Here is a 24,692-nt window from a genome sequence, read left to right as displayed (position 1 = left end):
TGTTCGCTCTCCCATAGTGTATCTCCTCTCCCCCCCCCCCCTCATCCGCGCGCCCGCTTATTTTCCCGCCCCCCCCCCGACTGCATTTCCGGGCCTGATAGTTGGAGGGGAACTAGGTCACCGATCGGTATCGGCCGGTGTGTATAGTCGGGCGCCAGAAGTCCCTTACGTCAAGGAAAGACGAGGTCGCGCGGTGAAGAAGCTTCTCCTGGTCGCACTGGCTGCCATCGGCGGGCTCCTCGTGTACCGCCAGATCCAGGCGGATCGCGCCGAGCAGGATCTGTGGACGGAGGCGACTGACTCCGTGCCCGCAGGTTCGGGTGTGTGAGACACAGCGTCTTGAATGCAGGGCCCCGGTCGTTTTTGCGACCGGGGCCCTGTTGCGTTTGTGCTGGCCCTCGGATTCCCTGCGACTGGGCATGCTGTGGCGGTACGTACGGGCCAAGGAGGCTCTATCGCGACCAGGACGGTGTTTCTGCGGGTGTCTGGCTGCCTCATGCCTTCAGGGCCCCGTCTCCTGGCTCCCTTGGGTTGCTGCCCCGGGCCGAGACGTCGGCGCCGATGTTTCACGTGGAACAACCGACTGCGCAGGACGCAGGGGCTGGCCGTCGTGAATGGCGGGGGCGATTCCGCTGGGCACGCAGACAACGCGACGAAGGTCGGGGCAGGGTGGGCCGGGACCACGCTCTGCGGCGGGTGCGGTGATGGCTGATGTAGTCCCGTGGCGCTGGTTATCGCGAGGCTGATGCCGGGGCCAGGTGGAGCCTGGACACCGGTCGGGCCTGGACAACGGGGGGAAACAGGTCATGGGGCAGCGCAGCAGGAGGCGCATAGCGCTGGCGACAGTGGCGGCTGCGTGTTCGGTGGGGGTGCTGTCCGGTCAGGCCGCGGCGGTGGGCGAGCCCAATCCCTATGTCTTCGACCGGCAGGCGACGACGGTGGCGGGAGCTGTGGCCAGTACCGATGCGAAGCAGCTCAAGGCCGGTTCGACCTACCGCTCTTCGATCAGGGCAGGCAGCCGGCTCTACTACCAGGTCGAGCTGGACGCCACGTCCGACACCTATGTCTCCGCCGTGGCTGTGCCCAGGCTCGGGCCTCAGGAGAAGGTCGACTACGCCGACGGCATCAAGGTGTCCCTCCAGGACCTCAAGGGCGGCTCCTGCGGGAATGACGACGATGCCGTGTTCGGCTCTGCCGCGTATCCCCGGCCGCTCGCTGCGCACGCCACGCGCACAGTCAGGAAGGGTGGCGTCTTCTGTCAGTCGGCAGGGCCGTACTACGTACTGATCGAGAGGACGACCAAGGCCACTTCCGCCCAGGACGAATGGGAGCTGGAGATCCGTGTCGATTCGGAACCCGGCCTGACGCCCGGTTCGGCCCGCCAGACGGATGCACCGACCAGCTGGCCGTCCGTACCGCCCGTCCCACCGGCGGGCATGGCGAAGCAGACCAAGGGCGGTACGGGGTTCAATGACGCTGCCGCGCTGAAACCAGGGGTGTGGAACGACCGGATCAAGCCCGGACAGACCCGTTTCTATCGGGTGCCGGTCGGCTGGGGGCAGCAGCTCTTCGCGAGCGCTGATCTCGGTAGCTCCGCGGGGAGCGGCTTCGTCGTCGGTGCCCTCACCGTGCAGCTGTACAACCCGGTCCGTTCCGGGGTCACCACGGGGCAGACGATGTACGACGGGAAGCCGAAGTCGGCTGCGACGGACCCGCTGCCACCGGTGGCCTACCGGAACCGCTACAGCGTGCGCGACGAGGTCAGCGGAGTACGGATGGCGGGCGACTACTACCTCGCGGTCACCCTGAGTCCGGGGGTCGCGAAGACCTTCGGTGAGAAGGACTACGGGCTGACGCTGAGGGCGAGCGTCAAGGGTAGGGAGGAGCCCCCACCGGCATACGTGGGCGCTGTGCCCCACTACGGAACGTCGGCCGGTGAGGACGCGAGCCAGGGAACCATGAGGCTGCTGGGGATCGCGGGGATCAGCACGGGGACGGTGCTGGTGCTGGGACTCGGCGCGTGGACGCTGGTCGCGAGGCGGCGGGCGGCATCGGTGCCGGCCCAGGAACTGCGGCGGAGGCTCCCGGCGGAGTACGGGCCGCCTTCTGCTTGGTAGCCGGCCGCGCTTGGCTGCGGTGGGGATGCGGTCGGGGTCAGGCGGTTCTCTTCGGTCAGCTCTGTGCCGCCTCTCGGTCAGCTCCGTGCAGCCTCGGTCAGCTCTGTGTCAGTGCCCAGATGCCCACTGCGAAACAGATCAGGGCGATCACCAGGACCGGGACGACCACCCTCGGGGGCGGCCCCGGACGCATGCGCGGGACGGGTACCGACTGGGTGGGAACCTGCGAGGGCTGAGCGGTGTACTTATCAATGAGGGGCTGTTCATACAGGGCCTGATTAGGGGCCTGACCAGGGAGGGGGGAGGTCACATGCGGAACCGTGGGGGCGGCTGTCGAGGCCGAGGCCGAGGCCGGTATTGGGGCTTGGGTGGTCGGCTGGGGCGGCGGGGCGAGAGAGGAACTGCCTGTTTCCGAGAGCGCAGAGTGCTGTGGCTGCTGGTGGTGGGGTGCGGGCTGCTGTTCGGTCGGAGGGTGCGGCGGCGCCCCGTGCGGCGCCGTCGGCTCGTGCACCGAGGGGTGCGCAGCGGGGCTCGGCTGCGGCCCGGGACCCTGCTGAGGATCGGGACCTTGCTGAGGTACGGGCCCCTGCCCAGTGACCGATGGGACCGGTCCCTGCGGAGACCCTGGCAGGTGAGGAGGGTGGTGCTGCGCCCGCAGGGGGCCCTCCGGCCCGAACCCGCTGGGCAGCGGGCCGATCTGGTCGCGGATCTCGACCGGCTCCGCACCGGGGCCCGGCTCGGCCAGCAGCTCCGCTGCCGTGGCCAGCGCCTTGCGGGCACCGTTCGCCGTACGGAAGCGGGCCTGCGGATCGGGCTGGAGCAGTCCGGCGAGCACCTGCCAGAGCGGCTCGGACATGCCCTGGGGAGCGCCGGTTGTGCCATGGGCCGCGAAGTGCTCGACCAGGGACCGGGAGTCGGGACGGGCGCCCTGAAGCAGATAGAGCGCGACGAGCCCGACCGCGAACAGGTCGGCGGCGAAGTCCGGTTCCGCACCGAGCATCTGCTCCGGGGCGAAGTAGCCAGGCGTCCCCACCACATAGTTGCTCTCAGTGAGGCGCGGCTCGCCCTTGCGCATCGAGATGCCGAAGTCGGACAGCCGCAGATGCGGCCGCCCGGCCCCGGTCGCTTCCATCAGGAGGTTCGCCGGCTTGATGTCGCGGTGCACGACGCCTTCCGCATGGACGGCAGCCAGCCCGGCCAGCAGTTGGTCGAGCAGCGTGCATACGAACCGGGGTGGCAGTGGACCGTAGTCACGGATGACTTGGACGAGCGAACCTCCGCTCACCAGCTCCATGGTGAACAACACCTGGTCGTCATCCGCGGCCCAGCTGGCAGGGGCGAGTACATGGGGGTGGTCGATCCGCAGGGCCTGTTCGCGCACGAAGCGCAGCAGGGTGTGTGCGTCGCGCTGCTGGAGGACCTTGGCGGCCACATAGCGGCGCCTGCGGTGGTCCCAGGTACGCCAGACCGCCCCTACGCCCCCGCGCCCGATCGGGTCGACCAGCTCATACCGCCCGGCGAAGATCTCACCCATGTGCTGTACCCATGCTCTGTGCCCGCCCCCCTGTTGGCTGAGCTCTGGCCGACTGGACCTCGGTTGAACGAACCTTGGCCTGCTGTGCCCCGGCTCGGCTGAGATCCGGCCCACTGAGCCTTGGTCGACTGCCCCACTACTGGCAGCGCTTTGGCCGACTAGCCCCCGGCCGGCCGAGCCCCTGCCGGCTGAGATTCGATCGGCCAGTCACCGATCGGCCAGGCACCGGTCGGCCGGGCCCCGGCGTCAGCTCTGGTGTGCCTCGTAGTGCGACACGGCTTCCGAGGTGCGCCCGGCGCCGTACACCCGAAGGAACTCTGCCAGTTCGGGGTGGGTCGGGGCGAGGGCGTTCGCCGCGTCGATGATGTCACCGGCAGCTGATACGGAGCGCAGCAGTGACTGGATCTCGCGCACCACTCGGCGCACGGTCGGTGCGCCGGTGGTGGACGTGGGCTGAGCTGTGGTGGAGAGGACTGATCCGCCCTGGGACTTCTTGATCTCTTCCATCCGATCCGTAGCCTCGCCCGCGCTGACGCTTCCGTCGGCGACTAGGCCCGAGAGTTCCTGGAGTGCCTGGACCCGCTGGACCACGGCCGGGTTTCCGATTTTGGCACGCTGGCCGCTCATCAGCTGGGAGAGCATGGGTGCGGACAGTCCGAGCACCGCGGCGAGACGGGCCTGGTTGAGACCCAGATCATCGATCAGACGACGGAAGAGCGCCCCCAGTGGCTCTCCGTACCAACTGCGCTGAAGGTCTCTCGCTCTCGCGGTTGCCTCTTGTTGTGCTGTGTCCATAGCGTCTCCCCATCGCTTCCCCAGGCGGCGGCTTCGCTGCCGCGAACCTCCTCGTGCATCCTACGGAGAGTGGTCACTGACCGGGAGTCCCAATCCTTTTGTGAGATCACCCCTGCGACCCGCTACTCTTGTTCTCGCACCAACCCATTACGGGGCCTTAGCTCAGTTGGTAGAGCGCTGTCTTTGCATGGCAGATGTCAGGGGTTCGACTCCCCTAGGCTCCACTTGATAAGTGCCCTCTGAACTGCGGAAACGCCGTTTCAGGGGGCGTTTTTCGTGCCCACTGGTGGGCACATCGGTGGGCGCGGACCGAGCCGCTGGTGAGACCTCTCCTCCGAGGCCGTCTGCCGAGCAGACAGAGGATGGGACAAGGTTCGCCAGCCGCAGCATCGGGCCGCACGGGGCACGGGCTCAGCAGTCGATGACGCGGCAGCGCGGAACGGCGGCGCCGGCGCTCCGGTGCCTGCACGGCGCCGTCGGACCTGCCCACACCCCGGGTCCCTGAAGTCAAAACGCCCGGGGTCGTGAATTGCCCGAGGCGAGCGTCGAACCCTCATCGTCTGCCCCGGCTCCGAGGCGCCCGTGGCGGCACCGAACAGTAGCGCCGCCACGGGCGCTCGGACGACCCGAGCGGTACGCGCCTGGGTCGCCTTCGTGGATTTCACGGCCGAACGCTGACCCCACCGCCACATCGCCGCGTTGACGGGCCCCGGGGTCCGCCAACGCCCCTCATCGGTAGCACGCCCGCTCAGACCGCTGCCGCGCCGAACCACCAGGCCGTCATCCCATGCGCCACACGGGCTCATCCCCAGTCTGTGCAGGGAGTCCTGCTTACGCGGTGGCGCTATCGCTGCGCGGTGGCCGGGAAGACGAGCGCGGGATCGGGTGGGGGCGGGCTCGTACGGGCGTGATGCCCGGGAAGCCGAGTGGGCCCTCCACACGGTTGTCTGCACCACGATCGCTGTAACTCGACCTGCGCCACAGAGCGGTTGACAGCTCGGATGTGCGGTTCATGCCCGGTACTCGGTACTCCTACAGGACGTCCCTGATGATCCGGACTGGTGGCGCGGGTTGCGGTGGAGCAACTGCTGGTGCCCGAGGCCACCGAATCGCTCGGTGACGTGCTTCGCGCCGTGTACAGCAGGACAGCAGGACAGCAGGGGCGGCCGGATCGGCACTCGTGGCAGGGGAGAGGGAGGTGCCCCGGCGAACGGGGCCCCGAGGGGGAGAGACCCGTATCCGGTCGGCCCGAGCGGCGCGGCTCAGTGGCTGGACAGCATGCGCAGTACGTCGGCGTGTTGTCCACGGGCCTCCGCGTACCGCAGGGGTTCGACGGCCTTGACGAGGATCTCGGCCGGTTGCTCGTCGGACCCGATGATGTCCATCACTTCGTCCAGGTAGGCATCCAGAGGCATGGCATTCTCTGCCTCCTCCTGCCCCATGAGAGCGGTGCGCACCGCCGGGGGCGCGAGTTCCAGGACTTCGATACTGGTGTCGGCGAGCTGGACGCGCAGGCTCTGGGTGAACGAGTGGATGGCGGCCTTGGTCGCGCAGTAGGTCGGCGTCATGGGCAGGGGGACGAAGGCCAGCCCGGAGGAGACCGTCATGATCGTCGCGCGCGGTCGGGTGGCGAGATGCCCGGTCAGAGCGGCCACGAGACGTATGGGGCCGAGCAGGTTGGTTGTCACGGTCGCCTCTGCCGTACTCAGGAAGTCGCCGCTGTGGAGGTCCTCCGGCAGCATGATGCCGGCCATCGCGACCAGGACGTCGAGGTCGGGGTAGCGCCGCACCAGCTGCGCCGTGACGTCCCGGACGGCACCCGGTCGGTGGTGTCGAGCAGGACGGACTCGATACCGGGGTTCTCCGCGACGATCTGCGCCAGCCTCTCCTCGCGGCGCCCGGAGACGATGACCCGGTTGCCTGCCGCGTGCAGGCTCAGCGCGAGGCCGAGGCCGATACCGGAGGTCGCCCCGGCGATGAAGACGGTGTTGCCTGTGAGCTTCATGGGTGTTCTCCGCTGTGTGGGTGGTGGTGAGAGCGACGTGTGCCGACAGCCGATGCGGATGTACCTGGACCGACACTCGGCGTGTACCGGCCAGTGGACGTCGCCCGGCGGTCCGGATGAAGGGCCCGCTCAGCCACTGATCGCCGGTCAGTGGATAAGGCCCAGCGCGGCTGCGACGATGGTGAACGTGAACGTGCCGGAGAAGGCCCATGGATGAGATGGCGGACCGCGCGTCGCTGGGTGCCTTCCTGCGTGCCCGGCGGGAGTCGCTGCAGCCGGAGGACGTGGGGCTGCGTCGTGGATCGCGCCGTCGCGCCCGTGGTCTGCGACGGGAGGAGGTGGCCGAACTGTGTGACATGTCGGCCGATTACTTCGCCCGGCTGTAACGTGGCACCGGGCCGCAGCCCTCGCAGCAGATGGTGGCGGCCATCGCCCGTGGGCTGCGCCTCACCCCGTACGAGCGGGATCACCTGTTTCTGCTGTGCGGGCATCGCACACCGCACCGGCAGTTGCGCAGCGAGCACGTCAGCCCTGGGCTGATGCGCATCCTGGACCGGCTGCAGGACACCCCGGCCCAGGTGATGGGCCCCCTCGGAGAGACGCTGCTCCAGACACCTCCGGCCGTGGCCCTGCTCGGCGAGCAGACCCACTACACCGGAGACGCGCGCAGCGCCCCTTACCGCTGGTTCACCGATGAGGCCGCGCGCAGCCGGTACCTTCCCGATGACCACGACCACTACAGCAGGGTGAACGTCTCGCTCCTGCGGGCGGTCTCCACGCGGGACGGACCCCATTCGCAAGCCTCCCGTCTTGCGGCCGGCTTGCTGCGGGAGAGCGAGGAGTTCGCATTGCTGTGGGACCGGCAGGAGGTCGGCCTGCGCTGGAGCGACGCCAAACGCTTCGTCCACCCGCAGGTCGGCCGTATCGACCTGTTCTGCCAGAACCTGCAGGATCTCGACACCGCACAGACCCTGCTCGTCTTCACTGCGACGCCCGGCACCGACAGCTACGACAGGCTGAGTTTGCTGAACGTCCTCGGCGCGGAGAGCTTCCCGGGCGGGTAACCTCGCGGTCGCCTTTCCAGAGGCGTCCCGCCGGTGCCCGAGCACAGCTCGGCCGCTCGGCTGTTCGACGGACCGCAGCAGCTTTTCGGACGGGTGGACGTGGAACTCCCCGGGGCTTGCTACCAGGTGACGGGCAGTTCATGGACTCCGTAGATGACGGCATCGTGCTTGAAGGGAATCTCTTCCACGGGTACGGCCGTACGCAGTGAGGGGATACGGCGGAAGAGCGTCGGGTAGACGACCTGGAGTTCCATACGGGCCAGTGGCTGGCCGACGCAGTGGTGGGTGCCGGAGCCGAAGGCCAGGTGGTGACGCGCGTCCCGGGAGATGTCGAGAGTGTGGGGGTCGGGGAAGGCGCCGGGGTCGCGGTTGGCGAGTTCGCTCAGCAGGATGACGCCGTCGCCCGCGCGGATGGTCTCTCCGGCGATCTCGATGTCCTCCAGGGCGGTGCGGCGCCGGCCGAGGTGGACGATGGAGAGGTAGCGCAGCAGTTCCTCCACAGCGACGGCGACCACCCTGGGGTCGTCGGTGTCCCGGATCGTGGCGAGCTGCCGGGGGTGCTCCAGGAGGAGCAGGGTGCCCAGCGTGATCATGTTGGCGGTGGTCTCGTGACCGCCGAGGAGCAGGAGGACGCCCATGGCCGCCGCCTGCTTACCGGTGATCTCGCCGGCCCGCACCCTTGCGGCGAGCTGGGAGAGCAGGTCGTCGGCGGGGGCGGTGGACTTCTGGGCGACGAGTTCGTCGAGGTACGCGGCGAGGTTGGTGTGGGCGGTGTGCCGGGCCTCGGCCGTGGCGGTGGAGGAGACGATGGTCTTGCTGTTGACCTGGAAGAATTCGTGGTCCTCGTAGGGGACGCCCAGCAGTTCGGAGATGACCAGGGACGGGATGGGCAGCGCCAGCGCCGTGACCAGGTCGGCCGGCCGGGGCCCGGCGAGCATCCGGTCGATGAAGCCGTCTGTCATGCGCTGTACGGCGGGGCGCATGGCCTCGACGCGTTTGATGGTGAAGGCGCCACTGACCATGCGGCGCAGGCGGGCGTGTTCCGGGTCGTCCATGACGACGAAGCTCATATCGGTGGAGCCCGCGTGCGCGTGGGCGGGGTCGACGGGGCTGGGGAAGCCGGGGTGGGAGAAGTCCGCGCTGAGCCGGGGGTCGGCGAGCAGGGTCCTCTGCTCGGCGTGGCTGGTCACCACCCAGGGGGTGCTGCCTCCCCAGGAAGCGACCCGGCTGACCGGGCCTCGTGTGGTCAGGGCTCGCATCGGGGAGGAAACGCCGAAGGGGCAGCCGGCGGCTCGGGGGTGGGGGAAGTCGGGGATGTCGCGGGGAGACGTGGCTGTCTCGGGTGCGGTGGTCATGACCGTCCTTCGTTCGTGCGGCGTTCCGTGGTTCATGCGGGGTTCGTGGGGCGTTCGTGGCGGTGCAGCCGGTGGGCCCGTCGGTCAGGAGCGGACGGATGGGGCCGATGTGCGGGGCGCCCGTGCGGCGCTCCGGGGCGCCTGAGCGGTGGGCAGGGGGCCGTGGCGTGCAGGGGTGGGGTGAGGCATCTGCTGTGTATCCGGGCCTGTTTGGGCATGTTCCAGCCCAGGACGGCGGATACACGGGCCCGCCCGATTGAAGCGGGCGATGCCGTACCCTCGGCGCTGGTGACGTCCGCGTCGGCGGTGGGAATCCCGAACGACTGAATCTTCGCGTCGGACTGGTCGGTCCAGAAGTACGGGGCGGACGGGCGCATGGGCGAGGGCGAGGTGGTCGCCGATGATGTTCGCGGCGACGACCGCAGGCTGTGCGGTGGCGTGCGTACGGTTCTCCAGCCGCAGGGGGTCGAGTTCCGCGTAGGGGGAAGTGGGCCGTGCCGCCCGCCGCGTAGATACCGAGCGCCGCGCTGGTGGCGGCGGTCTCGGAGCCCAGGACGCCGTTGCCCACGACGACGGCACGCTGTGCGGCCCGGGACGAACTCGGCGTCCAGCCCGTCGAGCGCTCCGGGCGTACGCAGGTGGGCGCGTTCGGGTTCCCGGGTAGCGGCGAGGAGCTGCTTGGAGAGTGGGGAGTGGAGAGCGGAGAGCGGTCGTACGGCAGGTCGGCGGCCGCGTCCAGCAGCGTGATGCGGCCCCAAAGCCCTTGCGTCGTAAGGCTTCCACGGTACTGAGCCCGGCCGCGGACGCGCCGACGACAAGGACGCTGCCGGGAGCGCTCATACGCTCTCGCTGAGGTGGATCGCGGCGGCGGGGCACACTCCGGCGGATTCACGTACGGCGTCGTGCTGGTCCTGGGGCGGGTTCTCGGAGAGGAGGACGACGATGCCGTCCTCGTCGCGCTGGTCGAAGACTTCCGGGGCGATCATGACGCACTGTCCTGCGCCGCAGCACTTCTCCTCGTCCACGCTGATCTTCATGGTGGTTCCTTCCTGTGGGTGGGTGGGTGGGTGGATGGATGGGGGTGGTCACGTACGTGGTGGGGTGACCGGTGCGGTGAGGAGTCCGACGATCGCGTCCGTCAGGGCGTCGGCCGTCCTGTCCCATGAGCCGTGCAGGGGCGTTCCCTGTTCGGCGAGGGCGCGTTCGCGGTCCGCGCAGGTGTGGATTCAGGTGGCGCGCCATGTCGCCCCGCGCGGCCCGTACAGGGGCGGGAAGGCCGGTGAGACAGGCGCCGAGACTGTCGAGGATCTGTCGCAGGCAGGGACGCTCCAGCGCCGCCTCGATGATCACTGTCCGCAGCTGGGGATCGGTCATGACCTGCGCGGACAGGCGGGCGTTCCAGGAGGGGGCGCCGATGGAGGCCAGTGGTCGGTCACGGGACGTACCAGGGCGCCGACCCAGTCCCGGATGTCCTGGCTGCCCTCGGCCCGGGCGGCGTAGTGGCCGCGGATGACGTCGACGGGAGCGCCGTGGCGGGTCATGAGGGCGCGTACCAGGTCGGTTCTGCTGCCGAAGTGATAGCCGACTGCGGTGACATTACGCTGGCCGGCCGCCTCGGCGATCTGCCGGTGCGAGACGTTCGCCAGGCCGCGCTCGGCGAACAGCCGCTCGGCTGCGGCCAGGATCGCCTCCTGGGTCGCGAAGGCCCGCTCCTGCCGTGCTGATGGCGATGACGGGGGTGATGGTGCTGGCGGTGTTGACCGTGGTGATGGCGTCGACCGTGTTGGTGGCGATGACGGTGCTGATGGCGTTGACGGTGGTGCCGAAGGCGCCGTGCTCACCAGACCACCGGAAGTTCCCGCAGGGGTGCGGTGAGCAGCCCCTCGTGGGCGCGCAGTCGGGCCGGGTCCACGGCCAGGCGCAGGGTCGGCAGCCGGTCGAGCAGCACCTCCAGTACGGTCTGCAACTCGGTGCGGGCCAGCGGCTGTCCCAGACAGGAGTGCGGGCCGGCGCCGAAGGTGAGGTGGGGGTTGGGGCTGCGGGAGAGGTCCATCGCGTCGGCGTTCTGCCAGGCGCTCTCGTCGCGGTTGGCCGCCGCCATGCTGCACACCACGGTGGTGCCCGCCGGGACCACCGTGCCGGAGAGTTCGGTGTCCTCGTGCGTGTAGCGGAGCATGCCGAAGTTGCTGCCGTTGGGGTCGAAGCGCAGGCTCTCCTCGACGGCGTGCCGGACGAGTGAGCGGTCCGTCAGCAGCTCTTCCCAGCGGCTGCGGTCGGCCAGCAGGTGCGCCACCATCAAGGAGATGTAGCCCGCGGTGGTCTCATGGCCCGCCAGCAGCAGGGCCTGCCCGGTGGCGACGAGGGCGTCCTCGGGCATCGGCTCCCCCGCGCCGTCGTCGCCCGTCAGCAGCACGCTGATCAGGTCCTGGCCGGGCGCGGCCTTCTTCTCTGCGACGAGGCCGGACATGTAGACGGCGAACTCCCGGTGCGCGGCGTCCATTTCCTCGCGGGTGAAGCGGGTGGTGTTCAGGAAGGTGTCCGACCACGCCTTGAACCGGTCGCGGTCCTCCTCGGGCACACCGAGCATCTGGCAGATGATGTACACCGGCAGCGGGAAGGCCAGCTCGGCCACCACGTCCGCGGTGTCCTTGCCCCGCGTCATGCTGTCGACGAGCCGGCCGGACACCGCCCTCATGTCCGGGCGCAGGGCGGCCATCCGCCTGGCTGTGAAGTACCGGCCCACCATGGAGCGCCAGCGGTCCTGGCCCAGGGCGTTGAGTGTGCGGGCCATCGGACTGTTGAAGATGCCGTCCGACCCGTCGGCGGCCACCCGCGCCGCGTCCGGGCGGGTCAGGCCCTCCCGGCTGAAGCGCGGGTCGGAGAGGGCGAGCCGTACGTCCTCGTACCGGGTCAGCAGCGCTGCCGCGTCCCCGCTGGGCAGGGTCACGCGTGCGACCGGGCACGCCTGTCGCAGTTCCTGCCAGTGCTCGGGAGGCGTCAGCGCCGATGGCGGCTTCAGGGGGTAGGGCAGCGCCTCCGTCGTGTCCATGTCCGTCACTCAGACCTCCTGTGGCCGTTCGTGCTGCGGAGTTGCTTCGCGGCCCAGTCAAACGCCCGCTATCGACTAAGTCAATCGCCTGACTTAAAGTCGCCGCAAGCAACAGACATCGGAGGAGAGAGTCCGTGAAGCAAACAGCCGGTTCTTCCCGCGCGAGCGGAGTGATCGCCGTCCTCGCGTTCGCGGGTACGACGGCGGCGATCATGCAGACCCTCGTCACGCCGCTCCTGCCGCGCCTGCCGGATCTGCTCGGCACCACACCGTCGAACGCCACCTGGGTCGTCACCGCCACCCTGCTGGTGTCGGCCGTCTGCGTGCCGGTCACGGGCCGCCTCGGTGATCTGCACGGCAAGCGGAGGATGCTGCTGGTCTGCTCCGTCCCGCTGATGGCCGGTTCGGTGGTGTGCGCGCTCTCCTCCACCCTGGTCCCGATGATCATCGGGCGGGGGCTGCAAGGGATGGGCATGGGCATGGTGCCGCTCGGGATCGCCCTGCTGCGCGACGTCGTCCCGCCGGAGCGGCTCAGCTCGTCGATCGCCCTGGTCAGCGCCTCCATGGGGATCGGCGGCGGCCTTGGCCTGCCGCTCGCCGCAGCGGTGGCCCAGTACGCCAACTGGCGTGTGCTGTTCTGGGGTTCGGCCGCGCTGGCGGCGCTGATCGCCGTTCTGGTCGCCCGGCTGGTCCCGGAGGTGCCGGCCGCCGCCCGCGGTCAGCGCTTCGATCTGCCCGGAGCGCTCGGGCTCGGCGCGGGCCTCGTCTGTCTGCTCCTGGCCGTCTCCAAGGGGGCGGACTGGGGCTGGGGGTCGGCGACCACCCTGGGTCTGTTCGCCGGGGCGGCCGTCCTGCTCGCCGGCTGGGGGCTGTGGGAGGTACGCACCACCCATCCGCTGGTCGACCTGCGCTCCACGGCCCGCCCGCGGGTGCTGCTGACCAACACCGCCTCGATCTTCACCAGCTTCGCGATGTACGCCAGCATGCTCGTGCTGCCGCAGCTGCTCCAGTTCCCCGCGGCCACCGGCTACGGCCTCGGGCAGTCCATGCTGGCCGCCGGTCTGTGGATGGCGCCGGGCGGCATCATGATGATGCTTGTCTCGCCGCTCGGCGGGAAGCTGTCCGACGCCAAGGGCCCCAAGACCACTCTGATCAGCGGCGCCCTGGTCATCGCCGCCGGTTACGGCGTCTGCCTGCTGCTGATGGGCTCGGCCTGGGGCATCATGCTGGCCGTCATGGTGATCAACAGCGGCGTCGGCCTGGCGTACGGCTCCGTCCCCGCCCTGATCATGAGCTCCGTGCCCCGCTCGGAGACCGCCGCCGCCAACGGTTTCAACACGCTCATGCGCTCCCTCGGCACCTCCGTCGGCGCCGCCGTCATCGGAGTGCTCCTCGCCCATATGACGACCACCGCGGGCGGGCACACCTTCACCTCCGAGAGCGGCTTCCGTACGACGCTGGTCGTGGGCATCGCCATGGCGGTCGTCGCCGTGCTCGTCGCCGCGGCCATCCCCGCCCTCCGTACGGCCGCGGCCGACGAGGGACCGGAGGAGTCCGGCACGACGGAGGCCGCCCGGGAGCCGGTGCGTCCGGCGTGACCATCGGCCGCCGGACTCTGCCGCGCCCGAAGTAGCCTTACGGGGCCACTGGTTCAGACCGCCTCGCCAGAACGAGCGACCCGGCAGGGGCTGTTCCGGCGGTGTGGGCCCCGGCGTGCGGAGGCGGACACGGTGCTGGAGAGGCAGCCGGAAGGGCGGCCGAAGAGGCAGTGGTACGGGGTGGTCTGCGCGCTGGTCCTGGTCGTACCGGTGAGTGGCTGCGGGACCTCGACCGTCGCTCTTCCTGCCGCCCGGAAGCCGCCCTGTGCCGCGGACGGCGGGGCTCTGGTCGGCCGGCTGGACGGCGATCCGTATCCGGACCGGGTGACGACCGGGGACCACGGCAGGGAGACGGTCGTGGAATGGGGGACTCCGGGAGGCGGGTTCGGCCGGCCCGTCGGTATCCACTCCCTGGCCGGAGCGCACCACGGCGAGGTGGCTGCCGGGGTCGCTGCCGACATCACGGGGGATGACCAGCTGGATCTGGCCGTGGTCGTGTCCCGGCGCCCGGAGATGGACGACCCGTCACCCGCGAGGATCGGGGAGGTACGGGTGGACCCGCTCCACCGGAACGGCAGGAGCGGACACACCATCGGGCTGGGCGTCGACGAGAACGAGGGGCTCTCGGTCACCGACCTCAACCACGACGGCCGGCCGGATGTGGCGGTGTGGGAGTACCACGGTGACGGGATGTTCGGTGTGACCCCTCTGCTGGGCGCGGGCTCCGGACTGTCGGGTAGCGGCGCGGTGAACCGGTGGCGCACTGGCGACGCGGGTATCGCCGACCCCGTACGGCTGCCGCAGGCGCGTCTGACGCAGTTCTACCGACGCTGCGGCGCTGATGGGGACGGCCGCGGTTGACCGGACGCGGTGACAGGCGGACGGCGGCCGGCAAGCGTTGACCCGCAAGCGTTGACCCGCAAGCGTTGTCCGTTGCGCGTTGCGCGTTGCGCGTTGCGCGTTGCGCCGTACGCGGTACCCCACCCAGGGGCACGACGCACAGAAGGCCGGAGGCCGTGGTGCGACACCTGGTTCTGGTGTCGTGCCACGGCCTCCGGGCTCTGCCCTGCCTCAGTGTGCGGTCCGCCTCAGTGGCTCAGGTCCAGGTCCAGGCCGTGCCCGTCCTTGCGGTCCACCAGCAGCGGGACGGCGCTCGGCGCGTATCCGCTGGCCACCACTGTGTAGTCGCCGGTGTCGAGGTCGCTGAACGTGTACACGCCGTCCAGGCCCGTGACGGTCGACCCCACGGTGTTCCCGGCGGCGTCGAGCAGCGTCACCCGGGCGTCGTCCAGGGGCACGCCCGCGCTGTTGCGAACCGTGCCGCGGACGTGGGCGCCGGGGGCGAGCCGTACCTCGTACCGGTTGGCGGCACCGCTGGCGACCTCGGCCGGCACTGCCGTCGGCCGGTGGCCCGCGGCGCTCACCGCGAGGGTGTAGGTGCCGGGCACCAGGTCGCCGAAGGCGAAGTCGCCCGCGCCGTCGGCGGTGCCGGATGCGACGACGTCGCCGCGCATGTCGGTGGCGATGACGAGCGCGCCGGGCAGCGGGCGGTCACCGGGGCCCGCGAGGACCGTACCGGTCAGGCCCGCGGCACCGCTGAGCATCAGATCGAAGTCGACGGGGCCGTCACCGACCGACACCGTCGTCGCCTGCGGCTGCCGGGCACCGCCGGAGCCGATCAGGACATAGGTCCCGCCGCCGGGCGCCGCGACGAAGTACGCGCCGTCCGCGCCCGTCGTCGTACGGCCGAGCTGCTGTCCGCCCAGGTCGATCAGGGTGACCACGGCCTCAGGTACGGGCGAGCCGTCGCTGTCGCGGACATGTCCGCGGACACCGGCTCCTCCGGCGGCCGCGACCGCGTCCACGGGATCCGCCGACTCCTGCCGGGGCGCCGCGTGGCGTCCGGCGGTGGGGGCCGGGAGCGGTTCGGGCGCGGCCGTGACGGCGGCCTCCGCCACGGCTTCGACGGCGGCGCTCGGGGCGGCGCCCTCCTCGGCGGCGCGGGCCTGCAGGCCCGACACATTGCGCAGCGGAACCTCCTTGGTCCACAGGACCATCAGGAAGCCGAGCGCGACGACGCCCGCCGCGATCAGGAAGACCAGGTGCATGGAGTCGGCGAAGCCCTGCTTGAAGGGCTCCGACAGACGCGGGTCAAGCTGCTGGATGAACGAGGAGTCGCTCAGCACGCTGGAACCGCCGCCGCCCGCGCCGGGGTGCTTGACCATGTCGAGCACCGGCTTGTTGGCCGGGTTGGAGAGCACGTGCGGATCGCGCAGCGCGGCCTGGAACTGCGGGGTCTGCGCGGCCGATTTGAACGCCGAGGCGATCTTGTCCCCGACATTGCTGAACAGCACCGACAGGAAGATCGCGGTACCTGCGGTGGCGCCCATCTGACGGAAGAAGGTGGACGACGCGGTCGCCACACCCATGTCCTGCGGCGGAACGGCGTTCTGCACCGCGAGGACCAGCGTCTGCATACAACCGCCGAGGCCGAGGCCGAAGACGAGCATGAAGACCATGGTCTCCCACAGCGGCGTGTCCCACTGGACCTCGAAGTGGAACAGCAGCAGCGCCGCGACCATCAGGGCGGTGCCGATGATCGGGAAGATCTTGTAGCGGCCGGTCTTCGCGGTGAGCTGACCCGCGATGACCGAGGCGATGATCATGCCGAGCATCAGCGGCAGCATTTCGAGGCCGGACCGGGTGGGGCTGGCGCCCTTCACGATCTGGAGGTACTGCGGGATCATCAGCATCCCGCCGAACATGCCCGCACCGATGAGCACGGAGAGCAGGCTGGTCTTGCTGAAGATCGAATTGCCGAACAGTCGCATCGGGATCAGCGCGTCGTCGCCCATCCGGCGCTCCACGAAGATCCAGGCGATGATGCCGATGACCCCGATGCCGTAGCAGGCCAGCGAGTTCGTCGAGCCCCAGCCCCACTCGCGGCCCTGCTCGGCGACGAGCAGCAGCGGCACCACGCCGATGGCGATGGTGACCGCGCCCCACCAGTCGATCCGGCGGTAGCGGCGGGTGTGCGGGATGTTGAGGACCTTCGCGACGACGAACAGCGCGATGATGCCGATCGGGACGTTCACCAGGAACACCCAGCGCCAGCCGGTGACGCCCAGGATGCTGTCCTGTCCGGCGAGGAAGCCGCCGATCAGCGGTCCCGCGACGCTGGAGGTGGCGAAGGTGGCCAGCATGTAGCCCTGATAGCGGGCCCGTTCACGTGGCGGCACGATGTCGCCGATGATCGCCAGGGCCAGCGACATCAGACCGCCCGCGCCGATGCCCTGCAGGGCACGGAAGGCGGCCAGCTCGGTCATCGAGGTCGAGAAGGTGCAGAGCACCGAGCCGATGATGAAGACGGTGATCGCGGTCAGGAAGTACGGCTTGCGGCCGTGCAGGTCGGACAGCTTGCCGTAGAGCGGTGTGGCGATCGTCGAAGTGATCAGATACGCGGTCGTCGCCCATGCCTGCTGGCTCAGTCCGTGCAGGTCGTCCGCGATGGTGCGGATCGAGGTGGAGACGATCGTCTGGTCGAGCGCGGCCAGGAACATGCCCAGCATGAGCCCGCTCAGGATGGTCAGGATCTGCCGGTGGCTCAGGCCGCCCGGACTGGTGGGTATCGCTGTGGTCTCGGTGTCTCCGCGTGGCGCGGACACGGCCTCACTCATGCTTGGTTGCTCCCTGCTTCGCCGCCGCTTCGGAGTGGTCTCCCGAGCAGTGACGTGCGTGTTCATGCTCTGCCAGATCGTCGTTGAGGCGTGCCATCAGCCGGATGAGCTGGTACCGGTCCTCCGGTGGCCATGGCCCGAGGAGTTCCGCCAGCTCCGCGTCGCGCTGCCGCCGGTACGTCTCGAACGCCGCTCTCCCGGCCTCGGTCGCGTGCAGCAAGGCACCGCGCCGGTCCTCGGGGTCCGGGCGCCGTGCCACCAGGCCGCGCTCCACCATCGACCGCACCTGACGGCTGACGGTCGAAAGGTCCAGGAAGGTGTCCGTGGCCAGGTCGGTGGCCCGCTGTTCACCGTCGAGCACCAGCCGGGCCAGCAGCACCCGTTCGCCGGCGCCCTGCTCGAACTTGGCCCGGCGCCTGCGGGTGGTGAGCAGCCGGGAGAACCGTACGAGCTGGCTCCCGAGCCCGGCCGCAGCCTCCTCGGCACTGGCGTCTCCGCTGACCGGCATCGCCTCTGCTGGGCAGTCATGGACCGTCCCCTTGTCCATGCCTCCCGCCTCCGTATTCTTTTTGTTGCTTGTGTCTAGCAAGTGATTGTACCGGCACCGGACCGGTGCGGAAACACGGCGCGGCCGAACGGGTCGGGCGCCCTGGCGCTCAGTCCTTCCGGCGGGCGCCGTCCGGCCAGACGATGTCGACCGGGATCCCCCGCGCCCGTGCCGCGAGGACCACGTCGGCGGTACCGCCGCCCCTGCCGGACGGGGGGCCGCCGTCCCAGACCGCCACGATGCGGTCGGCGCGGTCCAGGAGCAGGGAGTTTGCCGCCTCGTACGCAGCGCGGCCCGCGGTCTCCTCCGGTACGACGACGACCTCGTCCGCCGCGTCCACCAGCCGGTCGAAGAGCTCGGCATGGCCGGGACGGACGGCCTTCCGGCGGTAGTCCCGGGACGGGATCACGACGGCCAGCCTCCCGCCGGTGTCCAGGACGGCGCGGGCGAAGAGTGCGTCGGAGCCCTCCGCGATACAGGAGACGCCGATGAGCGGGCCTGCCGTGGCGTGGGCGTGGAGGAGTTCCTTGAGCGCGGTACCGACCAGGGACACGGTGTCCTCGGTCAGGTCCATGTGCCCGGTCACCGAGATCACCGTTGCCGTCACAGCCGTACTCCTGTACTTGAATTCCTGGATGCCGGTCGTTGAGCTTCCCTGACCCGTTCCGCCTGTTCCGCCCGTTCCACCTGCCCCGCCTGTCGAGCCTGTCCCGGGCCGGTCCCGGTCACATCGCGAGGGCCGCCACGAAGGCCATGAGGTAGGAGGCCGCGAAGATGACCGGCACCCACTGCTCGACGTGCGTCAGCTGCAGATAGGTGCGCCAGTCCAGCCCCGCGCCCAGCGCGCCCCACTCCGCACGGGAGTACGCGAAGGCCGGCAGCCTCGCCTCCAGGGCGCCGATCACCGCCCACTTGGCCTTGTTGAGCTGCCGGTACGAGCGGACCATCACCCACCAGGCGGCGCACTGGGCGAAGAGGATCAGCAGACCTGGGGTCAGGATCCAGGCGGAGAGGGTGGTCAGGGTGTGGCCCGAGAGCGTGGCCACCACGGCCACGACGGCGCTGTTGAGCGAGAGGAAGAAGGTGTTCGTGAGGTTGCGCCGGGCGCTGACGCGATCGGCCATCTCCACACAGAGTTTGTACTGTTCGAGTATCGCCTGCTGGTACTGGTCCCCGGTCCGGGAGTAAGCAGAGGCGTCGATGCCGCTGTTCCACAGTGCGTCCCCGATGTCGCTCATGCTTCCAGCATGGCTAAGGCGTGAGTCCTTGTCACCGCCTCCCCCGCTCCGCCACGCTGGACCGATGACGGCGGACGACGGCCGTACCGGCCGCACAGACGCGGGAGGCGGTGGCGCCGGTCCCGAAGAACCCTTGCGGGAAGCGGAGTTACGGGTCATCGGGCCCCGGCCGTCCTGGCTGCTGAGTCTGCTGGCCGTGGCGGCAGGGGTACCGCTGCGGCTCTCCCTCTTCGCGTTCTATCTGGCCCGCCACCTCCACCACACCCTTTTCCGGCAGGGCAGTTGGGGGGAAGCTTCGTTCGCCGCCGCCCTCCTGCTGCCGGTCCCGGTGTACTACCTCACCGCCGCGGTGCGCCGTGCCGGGCGCCGCCGCCTGGCCCGCCCGGCCGACGCGGAGCCGCCCGATGGCCCGTACGTGCTGTATCTGCGCGGGTTCACCGAGGACGCCGGACGGGCCAGGCTCGCCCCGGCGGTACGTACGGTGCTGGGCGGGCCCGGGCGCTCCCCGCTCAGTGAGGAGGAGCAACTCGCCCGTTCTGTACGGTTCATCGGCCCGCTCATCGCCGTCGCCCGCCCCGGCGCCCGGCTGCACCATGCGGGTGCGCGGCGCGCCACCATGCCCGCCGACGACTGGCACGGGCCGGTCCTGCGGCTGATGCGGGAGGCGGCACTGGTCCTGCTGTCGACCGGCGGCGGTGGGGCCGGGCTGCGCTGGGAACTGTGCCAGGCGCTGACCCGGATGCCGCGCCGGCGGCTCCTCCTGCTGATCCCGCACGGCGCGGAGGTCTACGCGGAGCTCTCCAAGACCCTGCTCAGTGAGGGATGGCTCACCGCGCCGCTGCCGGACTATCCGCCGCTGGCCGCGCGCCGGGCGCGTGTCCTGCCGTACCGGGGCGCGGTCGGTTTCGGGGCGGACGGCGCCGCGCACTTCGTCAGGTTCGATCCGCGGTGGCCGCACCTGGGGAAGCCGCTGCGCTGGGCGATGACCGGCGCCCTGCTCACGGTCTCGCCCGGGGCGCCCCGGGCGGACGGGGAACGGTAGCCGCGCGGCCGTACGGAGGGGCAGGGCCCGCCGCCCGTCCGCCATTTCCCAACAGGCCCGCTCTTGCGCCCGATCGGGCTGTTCGGCCGGGCCACCAGGGAGGTTGCCCTCGCGGAGGTGGGATGGATTCAGGCCAAATCCGCCGACCCACTGGCTTGCGGGCTATGTTGGATCACGCATGTCCCGGGGTCGGGGTATGGGGCTGGGAGGTACCAGTGGGGGAACGGCTCAATTTTCGGATTCTCGGCCCGCTGTCGGTAACAGCGGGAAACAGAAGAATATCGGTGGGAGGGGCCCGGCAACGTACGATTCTGGCGCTTTTGCTCTTGAGTCCGGGACGCATCGTGCCGGTGGACACACTGGTGGACGTCGTCTGGGACGGCCGGCCTCCGGCCACCGCGCGGACCCAGGTCGCCATCGTCATCGCCGCGTTGCGCAAGACGTTCAAGACCGAGGGCGTCACCGAGGACATCATCGTGACCGCCCACCCCGGCTATCTGCTCAACGTCGAGGGGCACTCCGTCGACGCGGCGGAGTTCGCCGCGCTGGTGGCCGAGGCCGAGGCCGCGGTGCGGCAGCGGCGCCCCGAGGACGCCGCGCAGAGCTACGCGCGTGCGCTCGGGCTGTGGCGCGGACCGACGCTCGCCGGGGTGGGCGGCCAGAGCGTCGAGGAGGAGGCCGGGCGCCTGGAGGAGCTGCGGCTCAACGCCTTCGACGACTCGACCGCCGTACGGCTGGAGCTCGGCCAGCACCAGGAGATCATCCCGGGGCTCTCCCTGGTGGTACGGGAGAATCCGCTGAGGGAGCGGACCCTGCACCATCTGATGCTGGCGCAGTACCAGTCGGGCCGGCGGGCCGACGCGATGGAGTCCTTCCGGGTCGCCCGCCGTCTGTTCATCGATGAGCTGGGCCTGGAACCGGGCCCGGATCTGCAGGAGCTGCACGACGCGATCCTGCGCGACGACCCGTCGCTCGCGCCCACCGCGCCCGAGCAGGCCGCCGTGGCGGCCGCCCTGGCCTGGCCCGGCACCGCGCTGGTCCCGTCGGAACTGCCGCCCGAGACGGCGGGGTTCACCGGCAGGACCCGGGAGCTGGAGGCGCTGGGCCGCCTGGAGACGGTGTCGGCGGACCGGCGGACCCCGGCTGTCGGACTGATCACCGGGGTCGCGGGGGTCGGAAAGACCGGGCTCGCGCTCCGCTGGGCCCACCAGGCCGCCGAACGCTTCCCCGGCGGGCGGCTCTTCGCCGATCTGCGCGGCTACGACGAACACCATGAGCCCACGTCCGCCAGCGATGTCCTCAGCAGACTGCTGCGTTCGCTGGGGGTGCCCAGCGAACAGATCCCCGTCGAGCTGGAGGAGCGGACGATGCTCTACCGGACGGTGCTGGCCGACCGGAAAGTGTTGCTGGTCCTCGACAACGTACGCACCTTCGCGCAGGTCAAGCCGTTGCTGCCGGGCAGCGGGGCGTGCTGTGTGCTGATCACGAGCCGGGAGCAGCTTGAGGAGCTGGTCACCTGGCCGCCGCAGGCCAGAGTGCACCTCGGGCTGCTGCCCGGCGATGAGGCGATGCAGTTGCTGGGCCGGATCGTCAGCGAGGGCCGAATCGGGTCGGCGCGTGCGGACGCCATGCGGCTGGTGGAGCTGTGCGACCGACTGCCGCTGGCGCTGCGGATCGCCGCCGCCCGGCTGGCATCCAAGCCGCACTGGTCGGTGCAGCACCTCGCCAACCGGCTCAGTGACGAGCGCCGCCGGCTGGACGAGCTGAGCCAGGGCGAGTCCCAGGTCCGGGCCAGCTTCGCGCTCAGCTACCGCTATCTGCCCCCCGAGGCCGCCTGCCTCTACCGGCGGCTCGGTCTGCTGGAAGTGCCCGACTTCGCGGTGTGGGTGGCGGCGGCCCTGCTCGACGTCGATGTACTGGAGGCCGAGCGCCTCATCGAGCTACTGGTCGACGCCCAGTTCCTGGAGGTCGTCGGGCTGGACGCGACAGGACGGCTCCGGTTCCGCTTCCAGAACCTGCTGCGGCTGTACGCAGGGGAGCGCGCGCAGGAGGAGGAGGGCCCCGCCGACCAGTGGGCGGCCCGGGAACGGGTGTTCCGCACCTGTCTGGCCCTCGCCGAGCAGGCCCACCGGCGTGAGTACGGAGGGGACTTCACCGTGCTGCACGGCGGGGTGGTGCGCCGGCATCTCGATCCTGCGGTCACCGCCGAGCTGCTCGCGGTGCCGCTGGAGTGGTTCGAGGCCGAGCGGCTCGCGCTGCTCAGCGTGGTCGAGCAGGCGGCGGGGCTCGGGATGGACGAGCTCGCCTGGGATCTGACCATGTCGATGGTCGCCCTCTTCGAGACCCGTAATTACGTGGAGGACTGGCGGGTCTGCTGCGAGCACGCCCTGAACGCGGCGCGGGCCGCGGGCAACGCGCGCGGTCAGGCGGCCATGCTGCACGATCTGGGCGCGGTCGCGCTGCGGCTGCGCAGGCTGGAGGAGGCGGACGCGCACTTCTCGGCCGCCCTTGAACTGCACCGGGCGGCGGACGAGGAGCACGGCGCGGCACTGACCCTGCGCAATATGGCCATCATCGACCGGATGCGCGGGGACCTCGACGCGGCGATGGCCCGCCTGCAGCACGCCCAGTCGGTGTTCCGGCTGGTCGGGGACCGTTCGTCCGAGGCGCACTCGCTGCACAACATGGCGCAGATCGAACTGGACCGGGGCTGCCCGGACGTCGCCATCCGGCTGGGACTTGAGGCCGTCAGCATCTCGGAGAGCATCGGGGAGGGCGGGGCGCGCGGCATCGCCCAGGGGACCCATCGGCTGGCCCGCGCGTATCTGGCCCAGGGCCGGTTCGAACTCGCCGAAGAGGCGTTCCTCCGGGTGGTCAGGATCGTCAAGGAGAAGTCCGACATGGTCGGTCTGGCGTATGCGCTGCTGGGCCTGGGCGAGGCACGGCAAGGCGCGGGCGCCTCGCAGAAGGCGGAGCACACGCTGACGGACGCCCTGGAGATCGTGACCCGGACCAACAGCCCGCTGGTGGAGGGGCAGATCCATCTGGCGCTCGCCGACACCTACGGGAGGACGGGGCGGATGGCCGAGGCCCGGCAGCATCTGCAGAACGCCCAGCAGATCTTCGAGGTGGTCGGCGCGCGGCCCTGGCAGCAGCGCGCCACGCAGGCCCAGGAGCAGTTGGCGTTGCGGGAGGGCGCCCCCCGCGACGAGACCAGCCCGGTGGGTGCCGAGGGCCCGCCGTAGCCGGTCCGGCGCTGCGGACCAGAGGGGGGTTTCCTCCGCGCGCAAGGGAGGTTGACCCACATGGCGGGGGCGCGGCCGGTCCCGTAGCGTCGGGCAACGGATGCCTGTGCCGGTCGGCACCGAGGCGGACTGGGAGGTAGCACGGTGGAGACCACGGCGGCAGCCATCATCGCCAGTTCAGTGATGTTCAGCTGTACGGCCATGGTGCTCACCGGACTTGCCTGGTTCACTGCGGTGCACTCCCGCCACCGGCAGGCCGCCATCCGCAGCTCCGACCGGACACAGGATGAGCTGCGCGCCGAGCTGGCCGAGGTGTCGGCGCGGGTCGTCGCCATCCAGCGGCTGCTGGTGGACTCCGTGGAGTGAGGCGCTGAACGGGGCGGGCCCGGGCCCGTGGGGGCTGCCGCTCCGGGCCCGGCGGCGCTCCGGGTCTGCCTGGTTACGGGTCTGCCTGATTCTGCGGTGCGTGCCCTTCACCACTGGTCGGGTTGCACGCTGGTGAACTCCAGCACGGTGCGGAATCCGAGCCGCTCATAGACGTGGTGGGCGCCCGTATTGGCTGAGTGGTGGGCGAGCAGGCACCGGTCGGCACCCTGCTCCAGCGCCCACCGGGTCAGTGCCCCGCTGACCGCGCTCCCCAGGCCCTGGCCGCGCGCGGTGGGCAGGGTCGCGATCGAGGCGAGATACGGGATGCGGCCGCCACCTTGGCGCAACAGGGCTCCGACGGAGACGAGTTGGCCGGACTCGTCCCGTATGCCCATCCAGCGGTCGGTCTTCGGGTGGCCCGGCCGTACCGAGTGGTCGGGGCTGGCCACCGCAAGGAGGGCCGAGATCTCCTGTCGGCTGTCGTCCACAACGGTGACCCGGTCCTCGCCGGGCTGGGCGGGCGGTGGCTCGTGGACCACCATCAGCTCCCACTCCTCCGGCTCGGTCTCCGGCTCGACATCGAGCGATGTTTCACGTGGAACAGTGATCACATACGGAGGCTCCTCACGGTCGGCGAGCAGGGTGCGGACGAGTGCGGCCGCCGCATCAGGCGTTCCCACTACGGTGATCGCGCTGTCGGGTTCATCGGGGGTCCCGGTGCCGTAGGCGACGGCACCCGCGAACGTCCAGGCGGGCCCTGACCAGGAAGGGCTGATGAGGGCGGTGGTCCAGTGGTCGTCCGCGAGGGTGAGGATCTCCTCGCCAGTACGCAGCCGGGTGGCGGTCGGCATGGTCGACAACTCCTCAGGGGTGGGCCGGTGGGCGAGCCGGCAAGGGGTGAGGTGAGGCTGTGGTGGCGGGGGCCATGGTTGGCCATGGTGGCGGGGGCAACGCGGGGGACCCCCCCCCCCCCGGGGCCGCCGGCGCCGGGGCCCGCCCGCGACCCCCCCCGCGGGGGCGCGCCCCGCCCGGGGGGGGCGGGCCCGGGGGAACAGCGACC

20 protein-coding genes, 1 tRNA gene and 2 pseudogenes are annotated in these 24,692 nt (G+C 70.5%); 9 read left to right on the top strand and 14 right to left on the bottom strand.

Translation table 11 applies throughout. The features are described from left to right. Nucleotides 1–193 precede the first annotated feature (193 nt). Together ACFXBC_RS01440 and ACFXBC_RS01435 are read left to right on the top strand one after the other, a co-directional pair. Nucleotides 194–328 (top strand): DLW-39 family protein, encoded by a 135-nt coding sequence (locus ACFXBC_RS01440; protein WP_003958712.1) that lies wholly within the window; start codon nt 194–196, stop codon nt 326–328. Nucleotides 329–806: 478 nt separating this feature from the next. Further along, nucleotides 807–2,117: a hypothetical protein gene (locus ACFXBC_RS01435; RefSeq protein WP_385017197.1), complete on the top strand. Its 1,311-nt coding sequence runs from the start codon at nt 807–809 to the stop codon at nt 2,115–2,117. A gap of 97 nt (nt 2,118–2,214) precedes the next feature. Here the strand turns inward: ACFXBC_RS01435 and ACFXBC_RS01430 are convergent, their stop codons facing one another. Both ACFXBC_RS01430 and ACFXBC_RS01425 read right to left on the bottom strand, forming a co-directional pair. Continuing rightward, complete coding sequence (locus ACFXBC_RS01430; protein ID WP_385017194.1) at nt 2,215–3,651, bottom strand: protein kinase; 1,437 nt, start codon at nt 3,649–3,651, stop codon at nt 2,215–2,217. A gap of 246 nt (nt 3,652–3,897) precedes the next feature. Then, nucleotides 3,898–4,446 (bottom strand): helix-turn-helix domain-containing protein, encoded by a 549-nt coding sequence (locus tag ACFXBC_RS01425; RefSeq protein ID WP_385017191.1) that lies wholly within the window; start codon nt 4,444–4,446, stop codon nt 3,898–3,900. 151 nt (nt 4,447–4,597) lie between these two features. Here ACFXBC_RS01425 and ACFXBC_RS01420 point away from each other — a divergent pair. Then, a tRNA-Ala gene (locus ACFXBC_RS01420) sits at nt 4,598–4,670 on the top strand. A gap of 1,038 nt (nt 4,671–5,708) precedes the next feature. Here the strand turns inward: ACFXBC_RS01420 and ACFXBC_RS01415 are convergent. Together ACFXBC_RS01415 and ACFXBC_RS01410 are read right to left on the bottom strand one after the other, a co-directional pair. Continuing rightward, nucleotides 5,709–6,236 carry an SDR family oxidoreductase gene (locus tag ACFXBC_RS01415; RefSeq protein WP_385017188.1) on the bottom strand — a complete coding sequence of 176 codons (528 nt, stop codon included), beginning with the start codon at nt 6,234–6,236 and terminating at the stop codon, nt 5,709–5,711. Beyond that, complete coding sequence (locus tag ACFXBC_RS01410; protein ID WP_385017185.1) at nt 6,152–6,451, bottom strand: SDR family NAD(P)-dependent oxidoreductase; 300 nt, start codon at nt 6,449–6,451, stop codon at nt 6,152–6,154. The genes ACFXBC_RS01415 and ACFXBC_RS01410 overlap by 85 nt, the downstream gene beginning before the upstream one ends. Before the next feature lie 218 nt (nt 6,452–6,669). On the opposite strand from ACFXBC_RS01410, the pseudogene ACFXBC_RS01405 reads away from it, so the two are divergent. After that, nucleotides 6,670–7,515, top strand: a pseudogene (locus tag ACFXBC_RS01405) (helix-turn-helix transcriptional regulator). Nucleotides 7,516–7,634: 119 nt separating this feature from the next. Here the strand turns inward: ACFXBC_RS01405 and ACFXBC_RS01400 are convergent. The 5 genes and pseudogenes from ACFXBC_RS01400 to ACFXBC_RS01380 all read right to left on the bottom strand — a co-directional run bounded on the left by ACFXBC_RS01400 (nt 7,635) and on the right by ACFXBC_RS01380 (nt 11,919). Beyond that, entirely contained in the window at nt 7,635–8,870 is a 1,236-nt protein-coding gene (locus tag ACFXBC_RS01400) for a cytochrome P450 (RefSeq protein WP_385017182.1), read from the bottom strand. A gap of 836 nt (nt 8,871–9,706) precedes the next feature. Next, nucleotides 9,707–9,907: a ferredoxin gene (locus tag ACFXBC_RS01395; RefSeq protein ID WP_385017179.1), complete on the bottom strand. Its 201-nt coding sequence runs from the start codon at nt 9,905–9,907 to the stop codon at nt 9,707–9,709. A 333-nt stretch (nt 9,908–10,240) separates the two neighbouring features. After that, entirely contained in the window at nt 10,241–10,411 is a 171-nt protein-coding gene (locus ACFXBC_RS01390) for a hypothetical protein (protein WP_385017463.1), read from the bottom strand. 12 nt (nt 10,412–10,423) lie between these two features. Next, nucleotides 10,424–10,711: pseudogene (locus tag ACFXBC_RS01385) on the bottom strand (helix-turn-helix domain-containing protein); the annotation flags it as partial. Continuing rightward, nucleotides 10,708–11,919, bottom strand: a complete 1,212-nt coding sequence (locus tag ACFXBC_RS01380) for a cytochrome P450 (RefSeq protein WP_385017435.1) — start codon at nt 11,917–11,919, stop codon at nt 10,708–10,710. The pseudogene ACFXBC_RS01385 and the gene ACFXBC_RS01380, both read right to left, overlap by 4 nt. Before the next feature lie 134 nt (nt 11,920–12,053). Between ACFXBC_RS01380 and ACFXBC_RS01375 the strand changes: the two genes are divergently transcribed. Further along, complete coding sequence (locus ACFXBC_RS01375) at nt 12,054–13,517, top strand: MFS transporter (RefSeq protein WP_385017177.1); 1,464 nt, start codon at nt 12,054–12,056, stop codon at nt 13,515–13,517. 132 nt (nt 13,518–13,649) lie between these two features. Continuing rightward, nucleotides 13,650–14,378 carry a hypothetical protein gene (locus ACFXBC_RS01370; protein WP_385017175.1) on the top strand — a complete coding sequence of 243 codons (729 nt, stop codon included), beginning with the start codon at nt 13,650–13,652 and terminating at the stop codon, nt 14,376–14,378. Nucleotides 14,379–14,605: 227 nt separating this feature from the next. Here the strand turns inward: ACFXBC_RS01370 and ACFXBC_RS01365 are convergent, their stop codons facing one another. The 4 genes from ACFXBC_RS01365 to ACFXBC_RS01350 all read right to left on the bottom strand — a co-directional run bounded on the left by ACFXBC_RS01365 (nt 14,606) and on the right by ACFXBC_RS01350 (nt 18,979). Next, on the bottom strand, nt 14,606–17,194 hold the full coding sequence (locus ACFXBC_RS01365; RefSeq protein ID WP_385017172.1) for an MFS transporter: 2,589 nt from the start codon (nt 17,192–17,194) through the stop codon (nt 14,606–14,608). Next, nucleotides 17,187–17,741 (bottom strand): MarR family winged helix-turn-helix transcriptional regulator, encoded by a 555-nt coding sequence (locus tag ACFXBC_RS01360; RefSeq protein ID WP_385017169.1) that lies wholly within the window; start codon nt 17,739–17,741, stop codon nt 17,187–17,189. The genes ACFXBC_RS01365 and ACFXBC_RS01360 overlap by 8 nt, the downstream gene beginning before the upstream one ends. Nucleotides 17,742–17,850: 109 nt before the next feature. Further along, nucleotides 17,851–18,315 carry a hypothetical protein gene (locus ACFXBC_RS01355; RefSeq protein ID WP_385017432.1) on the bottom strand — a complete coding sequence of 155 codons (465 nt, stop codon included), beginning with the start codon at nt 18,313–18,315 and terminating at the stop codon, nt 17,851–17,853. 151 nt (nt 18,316–18,466) lie between these two features. Beyond that, on the bottom strand, nt 18,467–18,979 hold the full coding sequence (locus ACFXBC_RS01350) for a hypothetical protein (protein ID WP_385017167.1): 513 nt from the start codon (nt 18,977–18,979) through the stop codon (nt 18,467–18,469). A gap of 64 nt (nt 18,980–19,043) precedes the next feature. Here ACFXBC_RS01350 and ACFXBC_RS01345 point away from each other — a divergent pair, with 64 nt between their 5' ends. The 3 genes from ACFXBC_RS01345 (at nt 19,044) to ACFXBC_RS01335 (ending at nt 23,632) form a co-directional block, all read left to right on the top strand. Beyond that, entirely contained in the window at nt 19,044–20,021 is a 978-nt protein-coding gene (locus ACFXBC_RS01345) for a hypothetical protein (RefSeq protein ID WP_385017164.1), read from the top strand. 164 nt (nt 20,022–20,185) lie between these two features. Further along, a complete protein-coding gene (locus ACFXBC_RS01340; protein WP_385017162.1) occupies nt 20,186–23,266 on the top strand; it encodes a BTAD domain-containing putative transcriptional regulator in 3,081 nt (1,026 codons plus the stop codon). A 144-nt stretch (nt 23,267–23,410) separates the two neighbouring features. Further along, nucleotides 23,411–23,632: a hypothetical protein gene (locus ACFXBC_RS01335; protein ID WP_385017159.1), complete on the top strand. Its 222-nt coding sequence runs from the start codon at nt 23,411–23,413 to the stop codon at nt 23,630–23,632. Nucleotides 23,633–23,739: 107 nt separating this feature from the next. Here ACFXBC_RS01335 and ACFXBC_RS01330 read toward each other — a convergent pair whose 3' ends face one another. Next, a complete protein-coding gene (locus ACFXBC_RS01330; protein WP_385017156.1) occupies nt 23,740–24,483 on the bottom strand; it encodes a GNAT family N-acetyltransferase in 744 nt (247 codons plus the stop codon). Nucleotides 24,484–24,692: the final 209 nt, after the last annotated feature.

It is taken from the genome of Streptomyces sp. NPDC059398 (assembly GCF_042751845.1).
In the GTDB taxonomy this organism is placed as follows: Bacteria; Actinomycetota; Actinomycetes; order Streptomycetales; family Streptomycetaceae; genus Streptomyces.
Note: the sequence above shows the minus strand (reverse complement) of the source record. Positions and strands in the feature narration are given on the sequence as shown.